At 35.7% G+C, this 20367-nt stretch carries 15 protein-coding genes and 2 tRNA genes; 8 read left to right on the forward strand and 9 right to left on the reverse strand.

Going from position 1 to position 20367, the window contains the following annotated elements; translation table 11 throughout:
• Window positions 1-2 precede the first annotated feature (2 nt).
• The gene (gene sppA, locus RM706_RS01150; RefSeq protein WP_311349186.1) at window positions 3-1763 is read right to left on the reverse strand and encodes a signal peptide peptidase SppA; all 1761 of its coding nucleotides are present in this window, start codon (window positions 1761-1763) and stop codon (window positions 3-5) included.
• A 72-nt stretch (window positions 1764-1835) separates the two neighbouring features.
• Between sppA and folK the strand changes: the two genes are divergently transcribed.
• Entirely contained in the window at window positions 1836-2981 is a 1146-nt protein-coding gene (gene folK / locus RM706_RS01155; RefSeq protein WP_311349187.1) for a 2-amino-4-hydroxy-6-hydroxymethyldihydropteridine diphosphokinase, read from the forward strand.
• 126 nt (window positions 2982-3107) lie between these two features.
• On the opposite strand, the gene RM706_RS01160 is transcribed toward folK, so the two are convergent.
• Window positions 3108-3638: an RNA methyltransferase gene (locus RM706_RS01160; protein ID WP_311349188.1), complete on the reverse strand. Its 531-nt coding sequence runs from the start codon at window positions 3636-3638 to the stop codon at window positions 3108-3110.
• A gap of 128 nt (window positions 3639-3766) precedes the next feature.
• Here RM706_RS01160 and mutS point away from each other — a divergent pair, with 128 nt between their 5' ends.
• The 3 genes from mutS (at window position 3767) to RM706_RS01175 (ending at window position 6822) form a co-directional block, all read left to right on the forward strand.
• Window positions 3767-6349, forward strand: coding sequence for a DNA mismatch repair protein MutS (mutS, locus tag RM706_RS01165; protein ID WP_311350441.1), 2583 nt, complete (start codon window positions 3767-3769; stop codon window positions 6347-6349).
• A gap of 252 nt (window positions 6350-6601) precedes the next feature.
• A tRNA-Gly gene (locus RM706_RS01170) sits at window positions 6602-6674 on the forward strand.
• A gap of 61 nt (window positions 6675-6735) precedes the next feature.
• Window positions 6736-6822 (forward strand) — tRNA-Leu (locus RM706_RS01175).
• Between the two features lie 368 nt (window positions 6823-7190).
• Here the strand turns inward: RM706_RS01175 and RM706_RS01180 are convergent.
• Both RM706_RS01180 and RM706_RS01185 read right to left on the reverse strand, forming a co-directional pair.
• The gene (locus RM706_RS01180; protein WP_311349189.1) at window positions 7191-7616 is read right to left on the reverse strand and encodes a VOC family protein; all 426 of its coding nucleotides are present in this window, start codon (window positions 7614-7616) and stop codon (window positions 7191-7193) included.
• A 126-nt stretch (window positions 7617-7742) separates the two neighbouring features.
• The gene (locus RM706_RS01185) at window positions 7743-8639 is read right to left on the reverse strand and encodes an AraC family transcriptional regulator (protein WP_311349190.1); all 897 of its coding nucleotides are present in this window, start codon (window positions 8637-8639) and stop codon (window positions 7743-7745) included.
• Window positions 8640-9134: 495 nt separating this feature from the next.
• On the opposite strand from RM706_RS01185, the gene RM706_RS01190 reads away from it, so the two are divergent.
• From RM706_RS01190 to RM706_RS16505, 3 genes are all read left to right on the forward strand, one after another.
• Window positions 9135-9839 carry a hypothetical protein gene (locus tag RM706_RS01190; RefSeq protein WP_311349191.1) on the forward strand — a complete coding sequence of 235 codons (705 nt, stop codon included), beginning with the start codon at window positions 9135-9137 and terminating at the stop codon, window positions 9837-9839.
• A gap of 46 nt (window positions 9840-9885) precedes the next feature.
• Window positions 9886-10290, forward strand: a complete 405-nt coding sequence (locus RM706_RS01195) for a DUF6326 family protein (protein WP_311349192.1) — start codon at window positions 9886-9888, stop codon at window positions 10288-10290.
• Window positions 10291-10618: 328 nt separating this feature from the next.
• The gene (locus RM706_RS16505; protein ID WP_432264957.1) at window positions 10619-10969 is read left to right on the forward strand and encodes a DUF4386 domain-containing protein; all 351 of its coding nucleotides are present in this window, start codon (window positions 10619-10621) and stop codon (window positions 10967-10969) included.
• A gap of 171 nt (window positions 10970-11140) precedes the next feature.
• On the opposite strand, the gene RM706_RS01200 is transcribed toward RM706_RS16505, so the two are convergent.
• A complete protein-coding gene (locus RM706_RS01200; RefSeq protein ID WP_311349193.1) occupies window positions 11141-12145 on the reverse strand; it encodes an AraC family transcriptional regulator in 1005 nt (334 codons plus the stop codon).
• 119 nt (window positions 12146-12264) lie between these two features.
• On the opposite strand from RM706_RS01200, the gene RM706_RS01205 reads away from it, so the two are divergent.
• The gene (locus tag RM706_RS01205; RefSeq protein ID WP_311349194.1) at window positions 12265-12771 is read left to right on the forward strand and encodes an ankyrin repeat domain-containing protein; all 507 of its coding nucleotides are present in this window, start codon (window positions 12265-12267) and stop codon (window positions 12769-12771) included.
• Between the two features lie 249 nt (window positions 12772-13020).
• Here RM706_RS01205 and RM706_RS01210 read toward each other — a convergent pair whose 3' ends face one another.
• From RM706_RS01210 to RM706_RS01225, 4 genes are read right to left on the reverse strand one after another with little or no spacing between them, the layout of a single operon-like run.
• Entirely contained in the window at window positions 13021-14055 is a 1035-nt protein-coding gene (locus RM706_RS01210) for a UDP-glucose--hexose-1-phosphate uridylyltransferase (RefSeq protein WP_432264958.1), read from the reverse strand.
• Between the two features lie 7 nt (window positions 14056-14062).
• Window positions 14063-15199: a galactokinase gene (gene galK, locus RM706_RS01215; RefSeq protein WP_311349196.1), complete on the reverse strand. Its 1137-nt coding sequence runs from the start codon at window positions 15197-15199 to the stop codon at window positions 14063-14065.
• Window positions 15200-15211: 12 nt separating this feature from the next.
• Complete coding sequence (locus tag RM706_RS01220) at window positions 15212-17017, reverse strand: glycoside hydrolase family 36 protein (protein WP_311349197.1); 1806 nt, start codon at window positions 17015-17017, stop codon at window positions 15212-15214.
• Complete coding sequence (locus tag RM706_RS01225; protein ID WP_311349198.1) at window positions 16993-20346, reverse strand: VCBS repeat-containing protein; 3354 nt, start codon at window positions 20344-20346, stop codon at window positions 16993-16995. The genes RM706_RS01220 and RM706_RS01225 overlap by 25 nt, the downstream gene beginning before the upstream one ends.
• Between the last annotated feature and the right edge of the window lie 21 nt (window positions 20347-20367).

The raw sequence follows: 20367 nt of genomic DNA on the forward strand, positions 1-20367 counted from the left end.
ATCTATTTTATATGAAGTGTATAAGGCATACGAGCTTGAACCCCTTTTTTCTTTGTAACTCCTTTGATTTCTTTTAAGGTCTGGTAAATTTCATTGTTTAATTCCTCTTTTAATAGGGCATCTCCAAACATTGTTTTTGCGCTACCTAAGTCTTCCATTAAACGTTCAAAATCAGATTTGTACTTCGGATATTTTCCAATACCAAAACTTTCCAAATCTACCATCTCTGCAGCGGCTTCTATGGCATCATCAAGATTTCCAATTTCATCTACCAAGCCTAAATTCTGCGCATCTACCCCACTCCAAACACGACCTTGTGCAATTTCATTGACTTCATCGACACTCATATTTCTACCTGCAGCGACTCGTTCTAAAAAGGTATCATACGTATTCTCGATACCCTCTAAAATTTGTTGTCTAAATGAATCGGTCACCGGCTCAAAAAGTGAATAATCTACGGAGTTTTCATTGGTTCCTACCTGTTCTGCATTTATTCCAATATCTTCGGCCAGTTCTGCGATATTTGGTATTGTTCCAAAAACCCCAATTGAGCCTGTTATTGTTGTTGGTTCTGCAAAAATCTTATCAGCACCAGCTGCGATGTAGTACCCCCCAGAAGCAGCTACATTCCCAAAAGAAACCACCACAGGCTTCTCTTTTTTGGTCAATTCGATTTCCCTCCAAATAATATCAGAAACCAACGCGCTTCCACCGGGAGAATCAACACGCAAGACAATCGCTTTGACATTATCATTGTCTCTGACCTTTTTCAAAGCTCGATTAATAGCACCCTGCCCTAAATACTCTTTACCACCTTCACCATACAGAATCTCACCTTGAGCAAAAATTACTGCAATTTTATCAGCACCAGATTTTAGGGTCTTCTTATTTGCAACCATTACATAATCATTTAGGGAAACATAGTTGATTTCAGTGTCTTCATCAACCCCCAATCTTTCTCTCAATAGGCCTTCATATTCATCAAAGTAAAAGTTACCATCTATCAAACCAGACATAGCGGCATATTGTGGCATACGACCACCGAGGGTATCTGCTATGGTATTTAAATTAGGAACATCAATATTTCTACTTTCAGAAATATCTTCCAACATGCTAGTCCAAATTGAAGTTATGAGCTCTTTTATTTGTGAACGGTTTTCGTCACTCATAGTGTTTGACAGAAAAGGCTCCACGGCACTTTTGTATTTACCATGGCGAATTACTTCCATTTTAACACCGGTCTTTTCTTGCAAGTCTTTATAATAAAGAACCTCAGACGCCAATCCTTTAAAATCCATGGCCCCTTGAGGGTTTAAATACATTTGATCTGCGACACTGGCCAAGTAATAATCCTTTTGAGTATAAAAATCCGAATAAGAATAAACGAATTTGCCGCTAGCTTTAAATTCTTGAAGGGCCCTTCTAATTTCTTGGGTCTGCGCAAAACCAGCTTGCAAAAAATTAGTAGTCATACTGATACCCTTTATCTTAGTATCATTTTGAGCTACCCCAATTGCATGCAATATTTCATCTAAACCTTGTCCTTCTTGAAAAAAAGAACCGAAAGGATCATCAGCATTCTTGCCTAGATAGTCACTTATAGGTTCTGAAAAGCTTAATTCGAGAATACTATTTGATTTTACATTCACCCCATCATTGGAACTACCCACCAAAGCCGCAAAAATGAAAAACATGACAAACATGATTCCAAATGCAATCAAACACCCAAGAATTGCAGCCAGCAAGTTTCTTAAAAACTTCATTATATCCTATATTAAATAAAGTTGCAAAGATAACCATTGTCACATTGTTTTACTTACTTTGTTCGTACAATCATGAGTGAAGAAACTACAATCTATCTTTCTATTGGGAGTAATCTTGGCAATCGTTTTTTAAATATTCAAAAAGCGATATTTCAGTTTAACACAAGTAGTTCAACTGTTGATCAAGTCTCATTAGTTTATGAAAATCCCGCTGTTGGTTTTGCAGGAGAAGATTTTTTGAACGCCTGTTTTTCAATTCGTACTAGTCTATCTGCTGAAGAACTTCTTGAATTAATTACTAAAATTGAACATAGATTTGGTCGGGAACGAAGTTCTGACGGCAAGCAAATTTCAAGAACCATTGATTTAGATATTTTATATTATGGTAAAGCTATTATAGCTACAGATTCGCTAGTTATACCTCATCCCAGAATGACAGAGCGAAATTTTGTTTTAAAGCCTTTGGCTGATATTGCTCCTCAATTTTATCATCCTTCACTAAAAAAAGATACTAGAAATTTATTACAAGAATGTAAAGACATTAGTCCATTGACCAAATATTCGCACAAGTTGTACCCTTTTCGGAAAGCTCTCTTTAACCAACTTCAGTTTTTAGCAATTGAAGGGAATATTGGAGCTGGTAAAACAACCTTAACAAAAATGATTGCAGATGATTTTAATGGAAAATTAGTGTTGGAACGCTTTGCTGATAATGCGTTTTTGCCCAAGTTTTATGAAGATCAACAGCGTTACGCTTTTCCGTTAGAAATGTCATTTTTAGCAGACCGTTATCAACAATTCACCGATGACACATCTCAATTTGACCTTTTCAAAAAATTTATGGTGAGTGATTATGATATTTTCAAATCATTGATTTTTGCCAAAGTCACATTGCAAAAAGAAGAATTCGAACTCTACAAAAAGGTTTTCAATTTCATGTACAAAGAGGTTAAAAAGCCGGATATTTATGTGTATTTATATCAAAGCACGGAACGACTTCTATCTAATATCAAAAGGCGTGGACGCGATTACGAACAAGGGATAACAGCTGATTACCTTGATAAGATCAACCGCGGATATCTAGATTTTATTAAAGGTCATCCTCAACAAACCACTTTATTGATTGATTTAGGTAATTTAGACTTTGTTGCTAATAAGACTGATTATGAATACATATTGGAAAGCATTGAGACTAAACTAATTGAAATCTTACCTTAAGATAATTTTTAGAAAATATTTGGATATAACGAATGGTTTTTATTTATTAGCACCCTGTTAAAGCAGAAACTAACTAACTCAAACTATATGTTATGCCCCTGACCACAAGTCGGGGGTTTTTTTATATTAAGAATTGTGTTTGCTCCAAAAATCCCAAATTACCACTCCCGCACTTACTGATATATTCAAAGAATGTTTGGTTCCAAATTGAGGAATTTCAATGACTCCATCGCTAGCAGACACTACTTCTTGAGAAACTCCCTTTACTTCGTTGCCAAAGACCAAGGCGTAGGTTTCATTCATATTCACCTTAAAATCGTGAAGCATTGTTGCACTCTCGACCTGTTCAATAGAAAAAACTCTTACACCACGCACTTGTAATTCTTTAACCAAATCCAATGTACTTTCTCTGTATTCCCATTCCACGCTTTCCGTGGATCCAAGCGCCGTCCTTCGAATATCCTTATTGGGCGGTTTTGCAGTAATTCCGCATAAATACATCTTCTCTATCAAAAAAGCATCGGCCGTTCTAAAAACTGAGCCAATGTTATTTAAGCTTCTAATATTATCTAGGATAATGATTAAAGGGGTCTTAGCAGCCTTTTTAAATTCATCTATATTCAGTCGGTCTAATTCGCTATTGGCAAGCTTGCGCATATATTTATCCACTTTTAGCCTTGAAATATCAACAAAGGTTCAAGAACAGAAGGTTAGTTTATATTTTAGGCAAAATTAAACTTTTCGATTTGGGCAAAGCTTCAAAACCAAAAAAGGTTACCCCTTTAATGCAACAGTACAATACGATCAAGACTAAGCATCCTGATGCGCTATTGTTGTTTCGTGTGGGTGATTTTTATGAGACTTTTGGTAATGATGCTATTCGTGCTGCCGAAATACTAGGCATTGTTTTAACCCATAGAAACAATGGTGGCGATAAAACAGAGCTAGCAGGGTTTCCGCACCATTCTTTGAACACTTACCTGCCCAAATTAGTCAAAGCGGGATTGCGTGTAGCCATTTGCGATCAATTAGAAGATCCCAAACAAACCAAGAGTATTGTAAAGCGCGGAGTTACTGAATTGGTCACGCCAGGTGTAGCCCTTAACGACGACATTTTAAATGCCAAAAGCAATAACTTTTTGGCAGCTGTTCATTTTGGTCGCAACAAACTTGGAGTTTCTTTTTTAGACATTTCAACAGGAGAGTTTTTAACCTCAGAAGGTTCAACGGAACAGGTAGATAAATTGCTTCAAAATTTTGCCCCCAATGAAATATTGGTATCAAAAACCCATAAAAAAGAGTTTTTGGAGGTTTTTGGAAGTCAACTCCATTCTTTCTTTCTTGAAGATTGGATTTTTCAAGAAGATTATGCGAATGAAAGCTTAACCAATCATTTTAAGACTAAAACACTTCAAGGTTTTGGTGTTCAGCATTTGCAGCAAGGTATTATTGCTTCTGGGGCAATTTTACATTATTTATCTGAAACACAACATCGGCAATTACAACATATTAATACGTTGCAGCGTATTCCAGAGGAAGAATATATTTGGATGGACCGATTTACCATTCGAAATTTAGAATTGTACCAATCTACAAATCTAAATGCGGTCACCTTGCTTCAAGTAATCGATAAGACCATTTCACCCATGGGTGGGCGATTACTAAAACGCTGGCTAGCACTTCCTTTAAAAAACAAAGAAAAAATACAACAGCGGCATTACGTAGTTTCCTTTTTAAAAAGTGAAGAAACCCAATTACAAAAACTACAGTACTGGATCAAGCAAATGGGCGATCTAGAACGCTTGATTTCAAAGGTAGCTACGGGCAAAATCAATCCAAGGGAGGTAATTCAATTAAAGAATTCGTTAGAAGCAGTTGTTCCTATAAAACATTTGGCAACAGAAAGCGCAGACCAAGCCTTAAAACACATTGGCAACCAGCTATTTTCTTGCGAGGCCTTGCGCACCAAAATCAAAGAAATGCTGAATGAAGAAGCTCCTATCAATATCGCTAAGGGCAGTACCATCGCCCAAGGGTATTCGCAAGAGCTCGACGAGTTAAGAGGTTTGGCTTTCTCCGGTAAAGACTATCTAGATAAAATGTTGCAACGTGAAACCGAAGCAACTGGCATCACTTCTCTAAAAATTGCCTCTAACAATGTTTTTGGCTATTATATTGAAGTTCGAAATAGCCATAAAAATAAAGTACCAGAAACTTGGATTCGCAAACAGACGTTGGTCAATGCGGAACGCTACATCACCGAAGAGCTCAAAGAATATGAGGCAAAAATATTGGGTGCAGAAGAGCGGATTTATAGCTTAGAGCAACAACTTTTTGAGCAATTATTGGTATGGATGCAAGCTCATATAAAAGAAGTGCAGCAAAATGCACAACTTATAGCTCAATTAGATTGTCTTTGTGGTTTTGCGCAATTGGCAAAAGACAACAGTTATGTACTCCCAGAAATGGATGATTCTACTGCTTTAGAAATTAAAGATGGGCGTCACCCAGTGATTGAAAAGCAACTGCCGTTGGGTGAAAGTTATATTGCCAATGATGTCAGCCTTAATCGAGAGGACCAGCAAATCATTATGATTACTGGACCCAATATGAGTGGTAAGTCTGCCATTTTAAGGCAAACCGCTTTAATCGTGCTTTTAGCACAAATGGGCAGTTTTGTGCCTGCAGCTTCCGCAAAAATTGGAGTTATCGATAAGATATTCACCCGCGTTGGGGCGAGCGATAATATCTCGATGGGGGAATCTACCTTTATGGTAGAAATGAACGAAACGGCCTCTATTCTAAACAACCTTTCGGAACGCAGTTTGGTTTTGTTGGACGAAATAGGCCGAGGCACCTCAACCTATGATGGTATTTCGATTGCATGGGCAATCTCTGAGTATTTGCACGAACATCCCTCTAAGGCTAAAACCCTATTTGCCACACATTACCACGAGCTCAATGAAATGACCAATACCTTTGAGCGTATTAAAAACTACAATGTATCTGTAAAAGAGTTAAAAGACAATGTCTTATTCTTACGGAAATTGGTTGCTGGGGGAAGTGAGCACAGTTTTGGTATTCATGTAGCAAAAATGGCGGGAATGCCCCAGCAGGTAGTTCAAAAGGCATCAAAAATGCTGAAAAAGCTAGAAAAATCACATTCCAGTGAAGAAATTACCGAGAAACTGCAAGCCGCTCAAGACGAGATGCAATTGAGTTTCTTTAATCTTGATGATCCTTTATTGGAAGAAATCAAGGAAGAAATCTTGCATTTAGATATTGATACCTTGACGCCAGTGGAAGCTTTAATGAAGCTTAACGAGATAAAGCGCTTACTCTCAAAAAAGAAGAAGGCCAGTTCGTAATGAATTATTGTCTAGCTTAGAATATGGTTAATGGGGAGGCAAAAAAGTTTGGAAAAGTGTCATATTGAGCGCATCGAAATATTTTAACTTCTTGATTATTAAAAAAGGTGTCTACAGGCTCAACCTGACAGCATAAATACAATGCCTTTTTGCATAGTATCAATTGAATTTTTCAGATAAAAATCCTTTTAAATTTCAAGAAATGTATTAAATTTGCATCCGCGCTTATAAAAAGTGCATGTTCATTAAAATGCGAAAATAGCTCAGCTGGTAGAGCATCACCTTGCCAAGGTGGAGGTCGCGGGTTCAAATCCCGTTTTTCGCTCAAAAAAACGCTGCTAAGCAGCGTTTTTTTATTTAAGTCCAGTCTTGCCTTTGGCAGACACGCTCGAGTGGTGGAATTGGTAGACACGCCGGACTTAAAATCCTGTGGGCATTAGCCCGTGCGGGTTCAAGTCCCGCCTCGAGTACCAATGAATAAAGCCAAGGCTTATGCCTTGGTTTTTTTATGCAACAAAGTGAGACAAACCCGTTTGTGTGAACCTTTGTGAAATAAAAAGCAATTCCATTCCTTTACTAACAAAAGAGTTATAGCTGCATCCGCATAAAAAGATCATGAGTGCCATTGTTAGCGTTTTGAACGCTATTTTCCAGCGCAACACTGTAAGCCATAACCGAAGTCAAATCCATTACCTACCTAGAATATAAAAAGTCCACCTATATTCTCATCGAATCTATAGGTTGCGCCGAAATTAAACCTTTGGCCAAAATCAAAAATAGAGGTCAGTTCATATGAAAAAGGTGCTATATCTTCATAACGAATAGGCCAATCTAACGTATATTACTTGGTGGTCTCACCTCCCAAGCCGGTCAAAAAGCTATCGATGGGTTCCCATAGTTCGATCTTGTTTCCTTCAGGGTCCATAATATGTACAAACTTACCATACGGATATTCGGTGATTTCGTCCACTATTGTGACACCATCTTGTTTTAAGTTCGCTACCAGACCCTCTATATTCTGCACTCTGTAGTTAATCATAAACTGCTTTTTTGAAGGATTGAAATATTCCGTTGAATCAGGGAAGGCATCCCAGTTAAGGTAATTGATTTCATCCGGCCGATGTGCATTTCTGAATTCAAAGGGTGCGCCGTTAGGTCCGACCGCTAGTTCTAAATTTTTTCCATACCAGTCTTTTACTTGCTGCGGATTTTCTGATTTAAAGAAGATACCGCCTATTCCGGTTACTTTTGGTGTTTTGGTACTCATATCTGTTTCGTTTTGTTGGGGTATTTTTTCATTTTCATTGGTTTTAGTCCGTGTTTGGCATGACCCAACAAGGAGAGTTACAATTGCCAGGCTTAGTTTTATATTCATTTATTTATGTTGAATTACTTAGAATGATTTTATTGGTATACAAAGTTCCAACTCAAAGTGGTCCCAATTGCATACATTGTCTTTATCACGAAAGATCTCTATTGCCTGTTGATGTTCAGGTTCATAACTACTATTGATCAGCCATCCTTCGTAGAGATAATAAAATGCCGCTGTTACCCTATTGATGTCTCCCGAAACCAATGTGGTGGCGTATTTGCAATTGGGTATGTACATTGTTGAAATAAAATCGGCCTGAACGACCAAAGTATTAGGTATGGGCATACACACATCGTACCTATATTTACTTTTAGGTGTAGTCATGATATCATCCAGCGACATTCCAAAAATCGTTTCCGAATCGTAAATGCCAATCCTTTTGGCCCAAGTAATCATGCGTTCATATGCTTGAAGAACTACTCTTTTTCGAAATGAATTCATAACTCTTATGAAAGCAACACGTCTTCTTGGAAGGGTTTTTAGCTTGATATGAAAATTTTGTTGGTCTTTAGAAACATTCATGGCGGCAAGATAGGGTTTGACTAGATGCAAATCTTTGCCAATCTTGCTATTTCGAAGGTTACCTTTTTTTCGAAACTCCATTGCGGTGAGCCCAAAATATTGCTTGAAAGACCTAGAAAAGGTAGCGGCGGATGAAAAACCCGTCTCAAGGGCGATGTTCAAAACGGATACTTTTGAAAATTTTAAAAGCCGAACACCTTTTTCCAGCCGCATTCTATTAGTGAAATTATTGACCGTTTCATCTGTGACCGCGACAAAAATCCTGTGAAAATGATAGGGTGAGAAACATGCCACTTGTGCAAGCTGATTTAAAGTTAAAGATTGATCTAAGTTATTGTTGATGTATTCTATAACCTGCTCGATTCGCCTCCTGTAGGTAACATTCAATTTTTCCAATAATCTAGTTTTATAAAATGGTTCGGAGTTTTCAAATGAAGGCTAGCTTTAAATTTATGTGCAGCGACCTTTAGCCTTGAGATTCCTATTTATAGCCAGTGCAAATAACAGTTCATCAGTAGCTTTCTTTAATTTTTTCTTTGCTTAAAAATAACAATAAATATGTGCTTTTAGTTGAGTTTTTAATGCTCAAAACAATTAGAAATCCTATTGTTATTTATGAATATGTAAACCTTTTTCAAAATAGCGATTAGCATTTTTTTTATTGAAGGCGCAGAACATTAAATCTGGTACGAGTAAAAAGATAAATATGTGAATTTAATAGCTGATTTTATAATGCGCGAATCCAGCATTTCGGCCTTTTTAGAGGGAACAATAGGATGGAAGTGCTTAATTTCTATAACCATCAAAAGAACAATAAAGTTCTTTTGGAAACATGTTTTATAAAGTGATTGGTTAATTAAAGGTTTAATTTTAGAATCAAATATCTAGAAAATGAAGGGACAATTATTGGAAACATTGAAAATCCGTGATGGAATTAACTTTTATCTACCCGGTGCAATTGTCCAGAAAGGTAAAAAGGTTGATTTTGAGAATCTTATCAGTTGTTCTCACAAAATTAGACTCATCAGTATATGCCTGCTTTTTTCCGTTGCAATTTTATCAGCGCAGGAAATCAAGACTGTTTTAAAGGCACCTGAGGGTTGGAGAACTGAAATCATTTCTTTTCCATTGTCTTTTGCACCTGAAATAGAATTTGTAGGATTTGAGGATATACGATTTGCGCCAGACTGGTCGAATCCTAAAAGTGATGAGTTCTGGACCTATCATTTTGTATGGTACATCGACAAAAATGAAGAAATGACCGAAGAAAGCCTTGCAAATACAATTCAATACTATTACAATGGGCTTATGACCATTGTCATGAGTGGAGAAGAAGGTAGCAAGAAGGTTCTAACAGATATGGATAAGACACAAAGCTTATTTACGAAAACCAAAGAGGGCTTTAGCGGAAAAGTTTCAGTTTTTGATGGCTTTTTTACCAAAAAGAAGATACTTCTGTATGTGAAGGTAAAGGAAGTTTTATGCAAAGAATCCTCCAAGCAGATAATCGCTTTTGACATTTCCCTTAAACCATTTGATAACTCAATATGGAAAAGGTTTGACCAAATTGAATTCATAGGAGAGTGCTTCAAATAGATTTCATATTTTCATTACTACTATTAGATAAATAAAATTTTTAGACATGCTCAGCAATCCAACAATCAACATCAAAATAAAACTATCATCCCTATGGGCCTCTTTAATGGCCTTATACATTTATGGAGACTATTTTGATCTTTATACTCCAAATAAAATTCCCAATATGTTAGAGGGCAAAAACCTTCTTGACAGTCCCACAAAGTTATTTTTGGCTGCTTTATTATTGGCCATTCCTGCTTTGATGATCGCTTTGTCGGTTCTTTTGAAACCCAAATTGAATCGCATACTAAATATCGTTATCGGAGTCTTATTGACCATAGTGGTGATACTGGTAGGCAGTACTTCAATAAGTATATGGTATAGTTTTTATGTTTTTTATGCATTCTTAGAAGCATTGGTTACAATTCTGATTGTATACTATGCTTGGACTTGGCCTAAAGACTATTGACCATCTAGTACTTGTTTTATGTGGATAGCAGCCATTACAATTTGAAGAAATGTTTACGACATTACGCCCTTGATTATAAACCTATTCAATTAAAATGATGATATATAAAAACAAGACCGCTAGAATCGCAGGGATACTCTATTTTATTCTTATTATATGTGGAATGATAAGCCTTGCTTATGTTCCATCGCAATTAATTGTATGAGACAGTGCGTCAAAAACATTTGAGAATATAACAAACAATCAATTTCTGTTTCGATTGGAAATTGTTATCGGGATTCTGACCTTTTTAATATAGATAGTTTTACCATTGGTTTTACACAAACTCTTGCATGAAGTAAACAGAATCCATGCCAATCTAATCGTAATCTTTTTGCTGGTAAGCGTTCCTATTTCTTTTATGAGTATCGCGAACAAACTTTCAGTTTTGACACTGATGAACAAAACCCGGTATATAGATATTTTAGAAGTAGGGGAGCTCCAAACTCAGGTCATGCTCCATATCGATAATTATTATAATGGAATCGAAATCTCTCAAATATTCTGGGGGCTTTGGTTATTTCCTTTTGGCTACTTAGTATATAAATCAGGTTTTCTTCCAAAGCTTTTGGGAGTACTTTTAATGGCGGGATGTTTTTGGTTATTTAATAACCTTTTTCGGAGATTTACTATATACTGATTTTAATAAAACCTTGGTAGCGGATATCGCAGGGTATCCTGCAACTATTGGGGAAATCGGAATTTGCTTGTGGTTATTGATAATGGGGACGAATAAACTGAGTTTTGGAAAAAAATCAATAATACTGCGCAGATTTAATTTCTATTTCAGCTAATTACTTTTGAAGTACTCTTAGTTTTGGATTTGTTTAAATTCAGACGGTGTAAGCCCCACGTGCTTTTTGAAGGCTACATTAAAAGAACTAATATTTCCAAATCCGCTATCATAAGCAATTGTCTCCATCTTATCTTTATTTCTTGCTTTATCCTTAAAAAAAAGCTTCGCCTGTTCCACGCGATATTGGTTGACAAATTCATAAAAATTATATCCTTCATTCTCGTTGATGGCCTGTGAAACCTGCCTAGAGCTTACATTCAGTTCTTTTGCAATTAACTTCAATGATACCCCTGAATCTAAATAGACATTTTGTGATTCAAAAAGCTGTTTTATTTGTCGCAATAATTCCTTTGATGTTTTTTGGTTCAGCCTTGAACTGTTGTATTTGTTTAATTCATAATGTTCCCTGTTAAGCAGAAGATATGTCAATGAATAGGTCAAAAAGGTATAGAAAACAGGACCAGTAAGATAGTACAAGTTTACCTCAATAAAGTTTAATAGGTAGAACAACCATACGAATAAGCCCCCCATAAGGACGTTCTTGACCCATAGGTACACCTTAGGTGTAATATTTCCTTTATTACGTTGTAAAGTATAAATGGATAAGCCAAGGTATATGCCCAAGTGAAAAACCACCAATCCATAGTTTAGATACTTTTCAAACGAATCAATTGCTGGTAGAAATGGAATGGCGACGACAAAAAGCAAAAATGGCACTAAATGAATGTATTTCACCTTGCTTGAAAATTCCTTATCTGTAATAGTGATTAGGTAAAACCACAAAAATGGGCCAGCAAACAGAATCCCAGAGATTCCCAAATTAATCTGCCATCCTTGTAATACAAAATGGTAACCCAAAACTGATTTTGCCAAGCGCAGCGTCAACCCAAAAATAACAACAGCCAAGAATAAATTGGATTTTCTATTCCCTTTCTTGAGTCCAACTAGGTAAAGGAACAGTAGCAAACCCTGAAATAACCCTAAATAGGCAAAGAGCAAAGCGAATTCATTGGTTATCATCTAATATCTCGGGTTTAAAGGTTCAAAGTAAAAAGAAAAGAAAAAAAAGTCTTATGGAAACGTGTACAACAAAGACTTTTTCTTGAATAAACATCAACTTTACTTTCAAAGATTAAATTATGAAAAGAAGTTTATTTTTAAAAACCTCTGGTTTGAGCGTTTTTACGATGACAATTCTACCGCAAAAAGCACTTGGATTTTCAAAAGATTTAAATGACCCTGAACCCTTGAACAACGAACTTGTTAAGGAATTTGTAGTTGCGGGACATAAAACCCTTCCAAGAGTAAAAGAACTATTAGAGGAATATCCAAATTTAATCTACTGTCGTTACGACTGGGGTAATGGTGATTTTGAGGAGGCGATAGAGGGTGCAGGACACCTTGGTAAAAAAGATATTGCTAACTACCTTATATCCAAAGGTGCACGTGTCAACCTTTTTGTGCTTACCATGTTGGGTAAAACAGAACTGGTCCGACCAATTTTGGAGGCCTATCCAAACCTTTTGAATGCATTAGGGCCTCACGGATTTACGTTATTGCACCATGCCAAAGTCGGTAAGGCCAAAATACTCGAAAAATACTTACTTGAGCAGGGTCTTGACAAAACGCATATTCCTATAAAATGATCATTTCTTCTTCATGGATATCATTAAATTATTGACTGTCAGTTTCTTAAAAACTGACCTCAACTAAAACTAATGGAGGGGGCAGCAATCCAAAAAAAAAAAAGGTGCCAAAATCAAATCGTAGCGATTGACTCTTTGTCAACAATTAAAGGACGGTCTCGATCAATATTATAATCAAGTTTGGGCAACGCTTGGGCCAACACTATTTTAAAACTTGAATTAGCCTATCGCCTTTTTATCAAGATTTGATTATTCTATTGACGTAAAGTGAATCTCTGGCAAATGCTTTAGTGTTTTAGCGGCCATTTCTGCCGTAATATCACGCTGTGGGTTGGCGAACAGCTCATAGCCCACCATAAATTTTTTGACTGTCGCCGATCTTAATAGCGGGGGATAAAAACACATATGAAAATGCCATTCAGAATATTCATTGCCATCGGTGGGTCTCTGGTGTATACCTGATGAATAGGGAAATGAGGTCTCAAATATATTGTCATATTTAGTTGTCACCACTTTAATAGCTTCTGCAAAGGCCGCTTCTTCATCTGTATTTAATTGTCTGATATGCTGATAGTGCTTTCTAGGTATGACCATAGTTTCATAAGGCCATATAGCCCAAAAAGGAACCAACACAACAAAATGGTCGTTACTGAAAACAATTCTTTCATCTGCCTTAATTTCTTGTTCTAAATAATCAATGAGCAGACTTCTGTTATGCTTATCAAAATGGGTTTTTAAATGAAAGCTTTTCTTATTGATCTCTTCAGGTATTGAAGATTGAGCCCATATCTGTCCATGAGGATGTGGGTTACTGCACCCCATAATCGCTCCTTTATTTTCAAAAATTTGTACATGGTTTATTTCTGGTCGTTCGCCCAACTCTTTATATTCCTTCTTCCAAAGTCGAATAACATCTGTAATATCAGAGACTTTCATCAATGGTAGGGTTAAACTATGATCTGGCGAAAAACAGATAACCCTACAAATACCCTTTTCTACTTTACCTTTTAAAAGACCATTCTCAAAACTCTCATTTTCATTTTCAAGTAACAGCGCTCCAAAATCATTAACAAATGAATAGGTTGATGAATAATTCTCGTTCTTTATACCACCTGCTCTTATATTTGAAGGACACAAATAGCAGTTGGCGTGATAGGCTGGTTGATCAAAAGAGGGTAACTTTTCTTCTTTGCCCTGCCATGGTCGTTTTGTTCGATGTGGAGAAACCAAAATCCATTCTCCCGTCAATATATTATATCTTCTATGCGGTTTTTCAGATAGCATTGACATTCTATTTATTAATACGTTTGACCCCTTCTCCAATGTTAATCGTAAAAGGACTTAAATTCAATTCAAATTCTTTCGCATACAGTTTTGAGGCTTTTTTTATAAAATCTTCTACCTTTGATTGATGTACTAGGTTTATTGTACATCCGCCAAAACCACCGCCCATCATTCTTGCCCCAATAACACCATTAAAATCTTTCGAGAAATCCACTAAAAAATCAAGTTCTTTACAGCTTACTTCATATTTCTCTTTCAGGCCTTTATGTGATTGGAACAAATAATTAGCAAATTCTTCAATATTTCCATCAATCAATGCTTTACTCGCATTAACGGTTCTGTTATTTTCTTCAATAACATAACTTATCCTTTTATAGGTGATATTATTCAATTTATTTTTAAGCTCTTGAATAAGGCTTATCGGCACAGACGCCAAAGTAGCATACTCTGGGTACGCTTCTTGGATTAATTTTAATCCAAATTCACACTCATTTCTTCTTAGGTTATATTCACTGGTAGCCAAATTGTGAGAAACATTGGTGTTTAAAAGCACAATCTTATAGGGATCAATATCAGCAGTTACATATTCAAAATTGAGGTCGTCACAATTGAGCAGCAGCAATTTGTTCTTTTTGCCCATAACGACAGCAAATTGATCCATTATCCCACATTTGGTTCCCACAAAATGGTGCTCCGCATCTCGTGACATAGTTATAATTTGGTCATCGGGCAATGAAATCTCGAACAATTCACTCAAACCCTTTGCAATGCCACACTCTAATGCTGCTGAGGAACTTACCCCTGAACCAATAGGCAAATCACTCTCGATCACGCAATCAAAGTTTTCTATGCTATCTGGATAAGACTGTTGGATAAAATGAATAACCCCTAAAAAATAATTATGCCATTCTTTATCACTAATTTCAATTTTGTTTAAATCAATTACAAAATTGTCATCATAACTCTTAGAGTAAATTTCACTTATTTCAGCACTACTTTTTTTAAAATAGAGTGTGACTTTTTTATCAATGGCAGCCGGTAAAACCAAACCTCCATTATAATCAATATGTTCCCCAATTAGGTTAATTCTCCCAGGAGATTCAATAATAACATCTGCTTCGACATAAATGACTTTCCAATCCACAAATACTTCCTTTTAATTGGCTTTAAAACTGCTTACAAGTTTCATTTGAATTAGACCAGAAATAGGGGTTTTGACCATATTCACCCCCTCTTTTAAAAAAATGGTTTTATCGTTAACAATATACCCTTGGCAATTAAATGTTTGAACTGTATATTTCCCAATATTTCTTTCTGCCAAAACCAAAACTTCTTCAGAAGGTTTTGCGTTAATAATGTCAATTCCATTACATACCTTATCTACCTTAATAACTTGGTCATCAAAAAGTCCGAAAATGACTTTATCATTTTGAGTTACTTTTTTAACCGGATAGTTGGCTAAAGGAGAAGATGGAATGAATTCGCCATCCAATAAAGTCTTGGTATTATCTAACCAATACCTCGTGTAAAATCGTATCATATTCAAATGCGATTTTGGTAGTTCATTTAACATTACCGATATCTGAGGCACACCAAACATGGTATTTAGATATTGAAAAGCAGCATATTCCACTTTTTCTTTTAAATTCCAAGTAACCATATCAGAGTGAACTGCGGTTTTACCTGAAAGCATTTTCAGGTCTGCTATTCTCACCCTATTCATGGTGGCATCGCCCGGGCAATCAAATGCCCGCATCATATTACCATATTTACGCATAGCCGGTCCGGTATATTTCTGACGAAACTCAATGAATATTTCAGGGTTTACTTTTTTAACCTCTACAATGACCTCTGTCAATAGCGCATCAACAGCACTATTGATAGAGTTAAAATCGCGCTCGGGGTCTATTTCAAATGATGTATCTGGATATGCTTTAAAATCATCAATAAAATCAAGTTTAAACCCATCTAAACCCCATTCCATGGCCGCTTTAACATATAGCCCTACAAGATATTCCCTTACTACCTTAAATCTTGGATCAAATACAGGGGCCCATCTATGATTTTCGGTTAAAAACTTGCCTTTAAAAAGTTGGTAGGCCTTTGATTTTGTACCACAAAAGGGAACAGAATACCAAAGTCCCACATTCATTCCAAGGTTTTGAATTTTTTTGATTAAGGTTTTAAAATCCTCAAAGTGCTCAGATTGCCAATCGCCCGTATAATCGTATCCTCGATTGTTATCTTTGGTTTGCCAGCCATCATCGATTATGATAGATTCAAAACCAAGGCTTTTAGCTAATTTGCATTCATATATTAACAAATCTTCTTCAAGATCTTGATGAAATTGGTACCAGGTAGAGTATAGCGGCTTTCTGGCAATATCAGGAACATAGGTTGGTTTTAAATCATCATAGCTTTCCCACCATTCTGACGTTTCTTTTAGTACTTTGGAAAAATGAATATTACGATAATCTAATCTTATATCAACGCCGAAATCTTTTATCGTGTATTTGCACTCGGTAAAGAAGATAATTTTGCAATGAATATGATCATCTTCTTCGCAATATTTTGCTGCCAACTCAATTTTGTTAATCGCATTGGAACATGAAAAGCAGATAATATTTTCATCGTTGTTGCCAAACATTAAATTTACTGGCGAGTCAATTGAAATTCGCGACTCATGATTTTCAAGTTCCCAATCAGCCTCAATACGTTTAGAAAAATCTGAAGTGGGCTTCCAAAGACCCTTACAATTCAAAGCAGGAACTTTCCACTCTAGTACAATCGGGCGCGGAATAAATTCATTATCAGAAACAATATGAAATCTATATAACATTAACTCTTTATCTCCTCCAATCTTTTCGAGCTGGCAGGAGGCATCATTCGTATTGCTAGTAATCTTTATGTCCCTTATTGAATCTTTTATAACAGTATCTATTGCGTTATTGTTTGCTTCCATTCAAATACTTTTGCTTTTTGATTATTCTGTCCGGCTAAAATCATTGTATTGTTTTCATCAATTTTGAATTCAATAATTTCATTGGTTTGATGCGGTAGATAAAACCCACTTTTATCAGAAGGGATTACTTCAAGCTTACCAAGTCCGTTTCCCTTGAGCAAAATACCGGTTAACGCATCGTATCTTCCAAAATGAGTTTCAGAATTCAAATCGTTTCCAGCCATTAAAACATCTAAATTTCCATCTTTATCGAAATCTTTTACTAGAATAGTATTAACCGGTGCCACCTGGGTTTCAATAGGAAGTTGTTTTAGCGCAAAGTTTCCACCTCCCAAGTTTTCTAAATAAGAACTGGCCGAAACATATGAAACCAATGTTATCTGGGCCAAATCTTTTATCTCTAAAAGTTCATTAAATTCGGCTTTTGAAAAATCTTCATAGCTTTTGTATTTACTCTTAAGTTGCACCAATTGTTTCATTATATCATCTCTAAAATGCAATGGCATTAGTTTCTTTTTTGCTTCTATATCATAATAACCAGCGACTAAGGGGTCAATACTACCATTTTTATCATAGTCTATATTTACTATATACATTGGGTATTCTTGGGTAGGGTTTATAAAATTATTCAATCCCTGATTTCCAATAATAAAATCAAGGTCACCATCACTATCGAAATCACCTTGCGAAAGAGATCGCCACCAACCTGAAGAGTTAATAGATACTCCTTCTTCATTTTTTATTTGAAGTTGCATTTGCTCTAAATTACCAGCATGATTTTTAAAAATGGCAATTGGCATCCAATCTCCTACCAAAACCAAATCTGGCCAACCATCATTATCAATATCGGCCCATGAAGCGTCTTTTACCATTCCAATGTTACTCAAACCATTAAACTCAATTTTCGAAAACTCTCCATTCTCGTTTAAGAGAACATAACTTTCAGGGGTTAGGGGATATTTGCCTGGAGTTATGTTTGAACCCACAAAAAGATCAATATCTCCGTCCTTATCAAAATCAAAAGGCTTTACAACTGAGGTGGCCGAATTAATTATGGGTAACTTGTCAATAGTAATTTTAAATCGTCCTTTGCCCACATTCTCATATAATCGATCTAAATAGCGACTATCATTAGTTTTAAATTCACTACCACCACTACCAACATATAAATCTAAATCGGCATCTCCATCAAAATCAAAAAAAGCTGGCGCAGTATCTTCATAAATCGAATCAAGGCTTTGAGTTTTATAATATGAATTACTTGAATTTTTAAACCAAATAGACCCTGGCTCACCGATACTACCACCAATGAAAATTTCATCTCCTGGTAACATATCAATATCAGCAGCTACCATACATGGTCCTGAATTTGAATGTTTTGTGGTTAAAAGGGGTTGGTTTAAATAATCATTATACTTGTTTTCTTGATGACCATAATTTATAACCTCTTCATTTTGAGTAAAAAGACTTTCTAATATCGATTGCTTTATTCTATCAGGCTTAATCTCATTGAACGAAAATTCTATTGTCTGATTAGACTTAATATTGGTTTTTAAACTTCTATCCCCATTAGGCCAAAACACTTCTATAGAATCTATCTCATTGTCTTTAAGCCCAAAAAATGCGCCGGAATCCATAGATGACAGATAGCCCCTAATGACAGACTGAAAATGGGTTTGGACTTTGCCATCATCCCACAACTTTACTTTAGCTCCTATGGCCTCTTTATTTTGTTTATTCCCTAAGAGTTTTATTTTGAGATATTTAAAATCTTCTTTCTCTGAAGCGTTGTTTTTTAAAACAAATGCTTTTTCATTAATATTATTTACAACCAAATCTAAATCGCCGTCTAGATCAAGGTCGGCATATGCTGCCCCATTTGATAAGGAAAGCTTTTCTTTACTCCAGTTTGTTGAAACTTCATCAAAGTTCAAACCACCGTTATTTTTAAAGAAAAAGTTCTGTAATCGCACTGATTTTTGTTGCGCTACAAGCTCTTTTATTTTTTTATCACGACTTTCTTTTGTTCCAAAAGCATTATTCTGCTGCGTGTAATTAATAAAATCTAAGTCGGTTATATCGGTACCATAACCATTGGTAATAAAAATATCTTTATCGCCATCCAAATCAAAGTCCATTAAAAGAGGCGCCCAGCTCCAATCTGTCTGAGATAGTTTTGCCAAAAAAGAAATATCTGCAAATCTAACCTCTTCAGCATTATTGGACCCATTGTGAATTTGGAGTGTATTACGCATATATTGAGAAGAATACCCATTTTTCAACGATAACTCATATTTATCATAATTCATAGCCCCAACCATCGTTTTTAGTCGTCGGTAATTGTCTGGGAGCATATCTAAAACCAAAATATCAGGATATGAATCATTGTTAACATCAGCTATATCAACGCCCATTGCGTTATAGGTTTGATGGCCTAACATTTTAACTGAACATTCTTGAAAGCCGACTTCTGAACTTTCCAGTTTTTTATGATTCAAATACAGCAAATCATTAGTTATAAAATCATTTGCAACATAAATATCAACTAAACCGTCATTGTTAAAATCATTGATTCCAACCCCAAGTCCAAACCCTTTTTGGGCACCTTTAAGTTCATTTGAAGCATCAACAAATACGGGATGGTCAAAATTTTCAGAGCTTTCATTTCGCAAAAGCAAATCCGCTAAATGTGAAGGAAAGTATTTTTTTGGTATGGGCGAGTTCTTATCAAAACTTATATTGCCATTTCTTACAATATAAGCATCTAAGTCGCCATCAAGGTCATAGTCAAAAAAAACAGTTTGTTGTGAATATTCAGAATCGTTCAAGCCATATTCTTTGGCCATTTCTCTAAAAACTGGTATTCTATTTGGGTTTAGGCCTTGATTCACAAATAATAAATTACTACAATCCCCATTGCAATCAGCACCACCCACATTAAGATAAATATCATCTAATCCATCAGAATTGATATCAATAATGGAAACTCCGGTAATCCAATCTTCTGTTTTTACTTTTGCAATTTGGGTAACATCTACAAACCTCAATTCACCTTCGTTCAGATAGATTTTAGTTGAAACCTGGTTACCAGTAAAAACAATATCTGGTAATCCATTATTATCAAAATCTCCAATACCTACCCCTCCACCATTATAACAATACTGAAAATCAATGACATTAATTTCATCATTGATTTTTATATCATTTGAGAAGTGAATTTGGGTATGTTTATCACTAATGTATTCAAATAAATAGCTGCTTGAATTATTATTGCATGAAATGAATAATCCTAAAAAAATAGGCAAGCATAAAACATATTGAATTCTCATTCTCAAATAATGCATTTTTAA

Origin of the sequence: Croceitalea rosinachiae, assembly GCF_031846445.1 — a bacterium.
Taxonomy (GTDB): domain Bacteria; phylum Bacteroidota; class Bacteroidia; order Flavobacteriales; family Flavobacteriaceae; genus Croceitalea; species Croceitalea rosinachiae.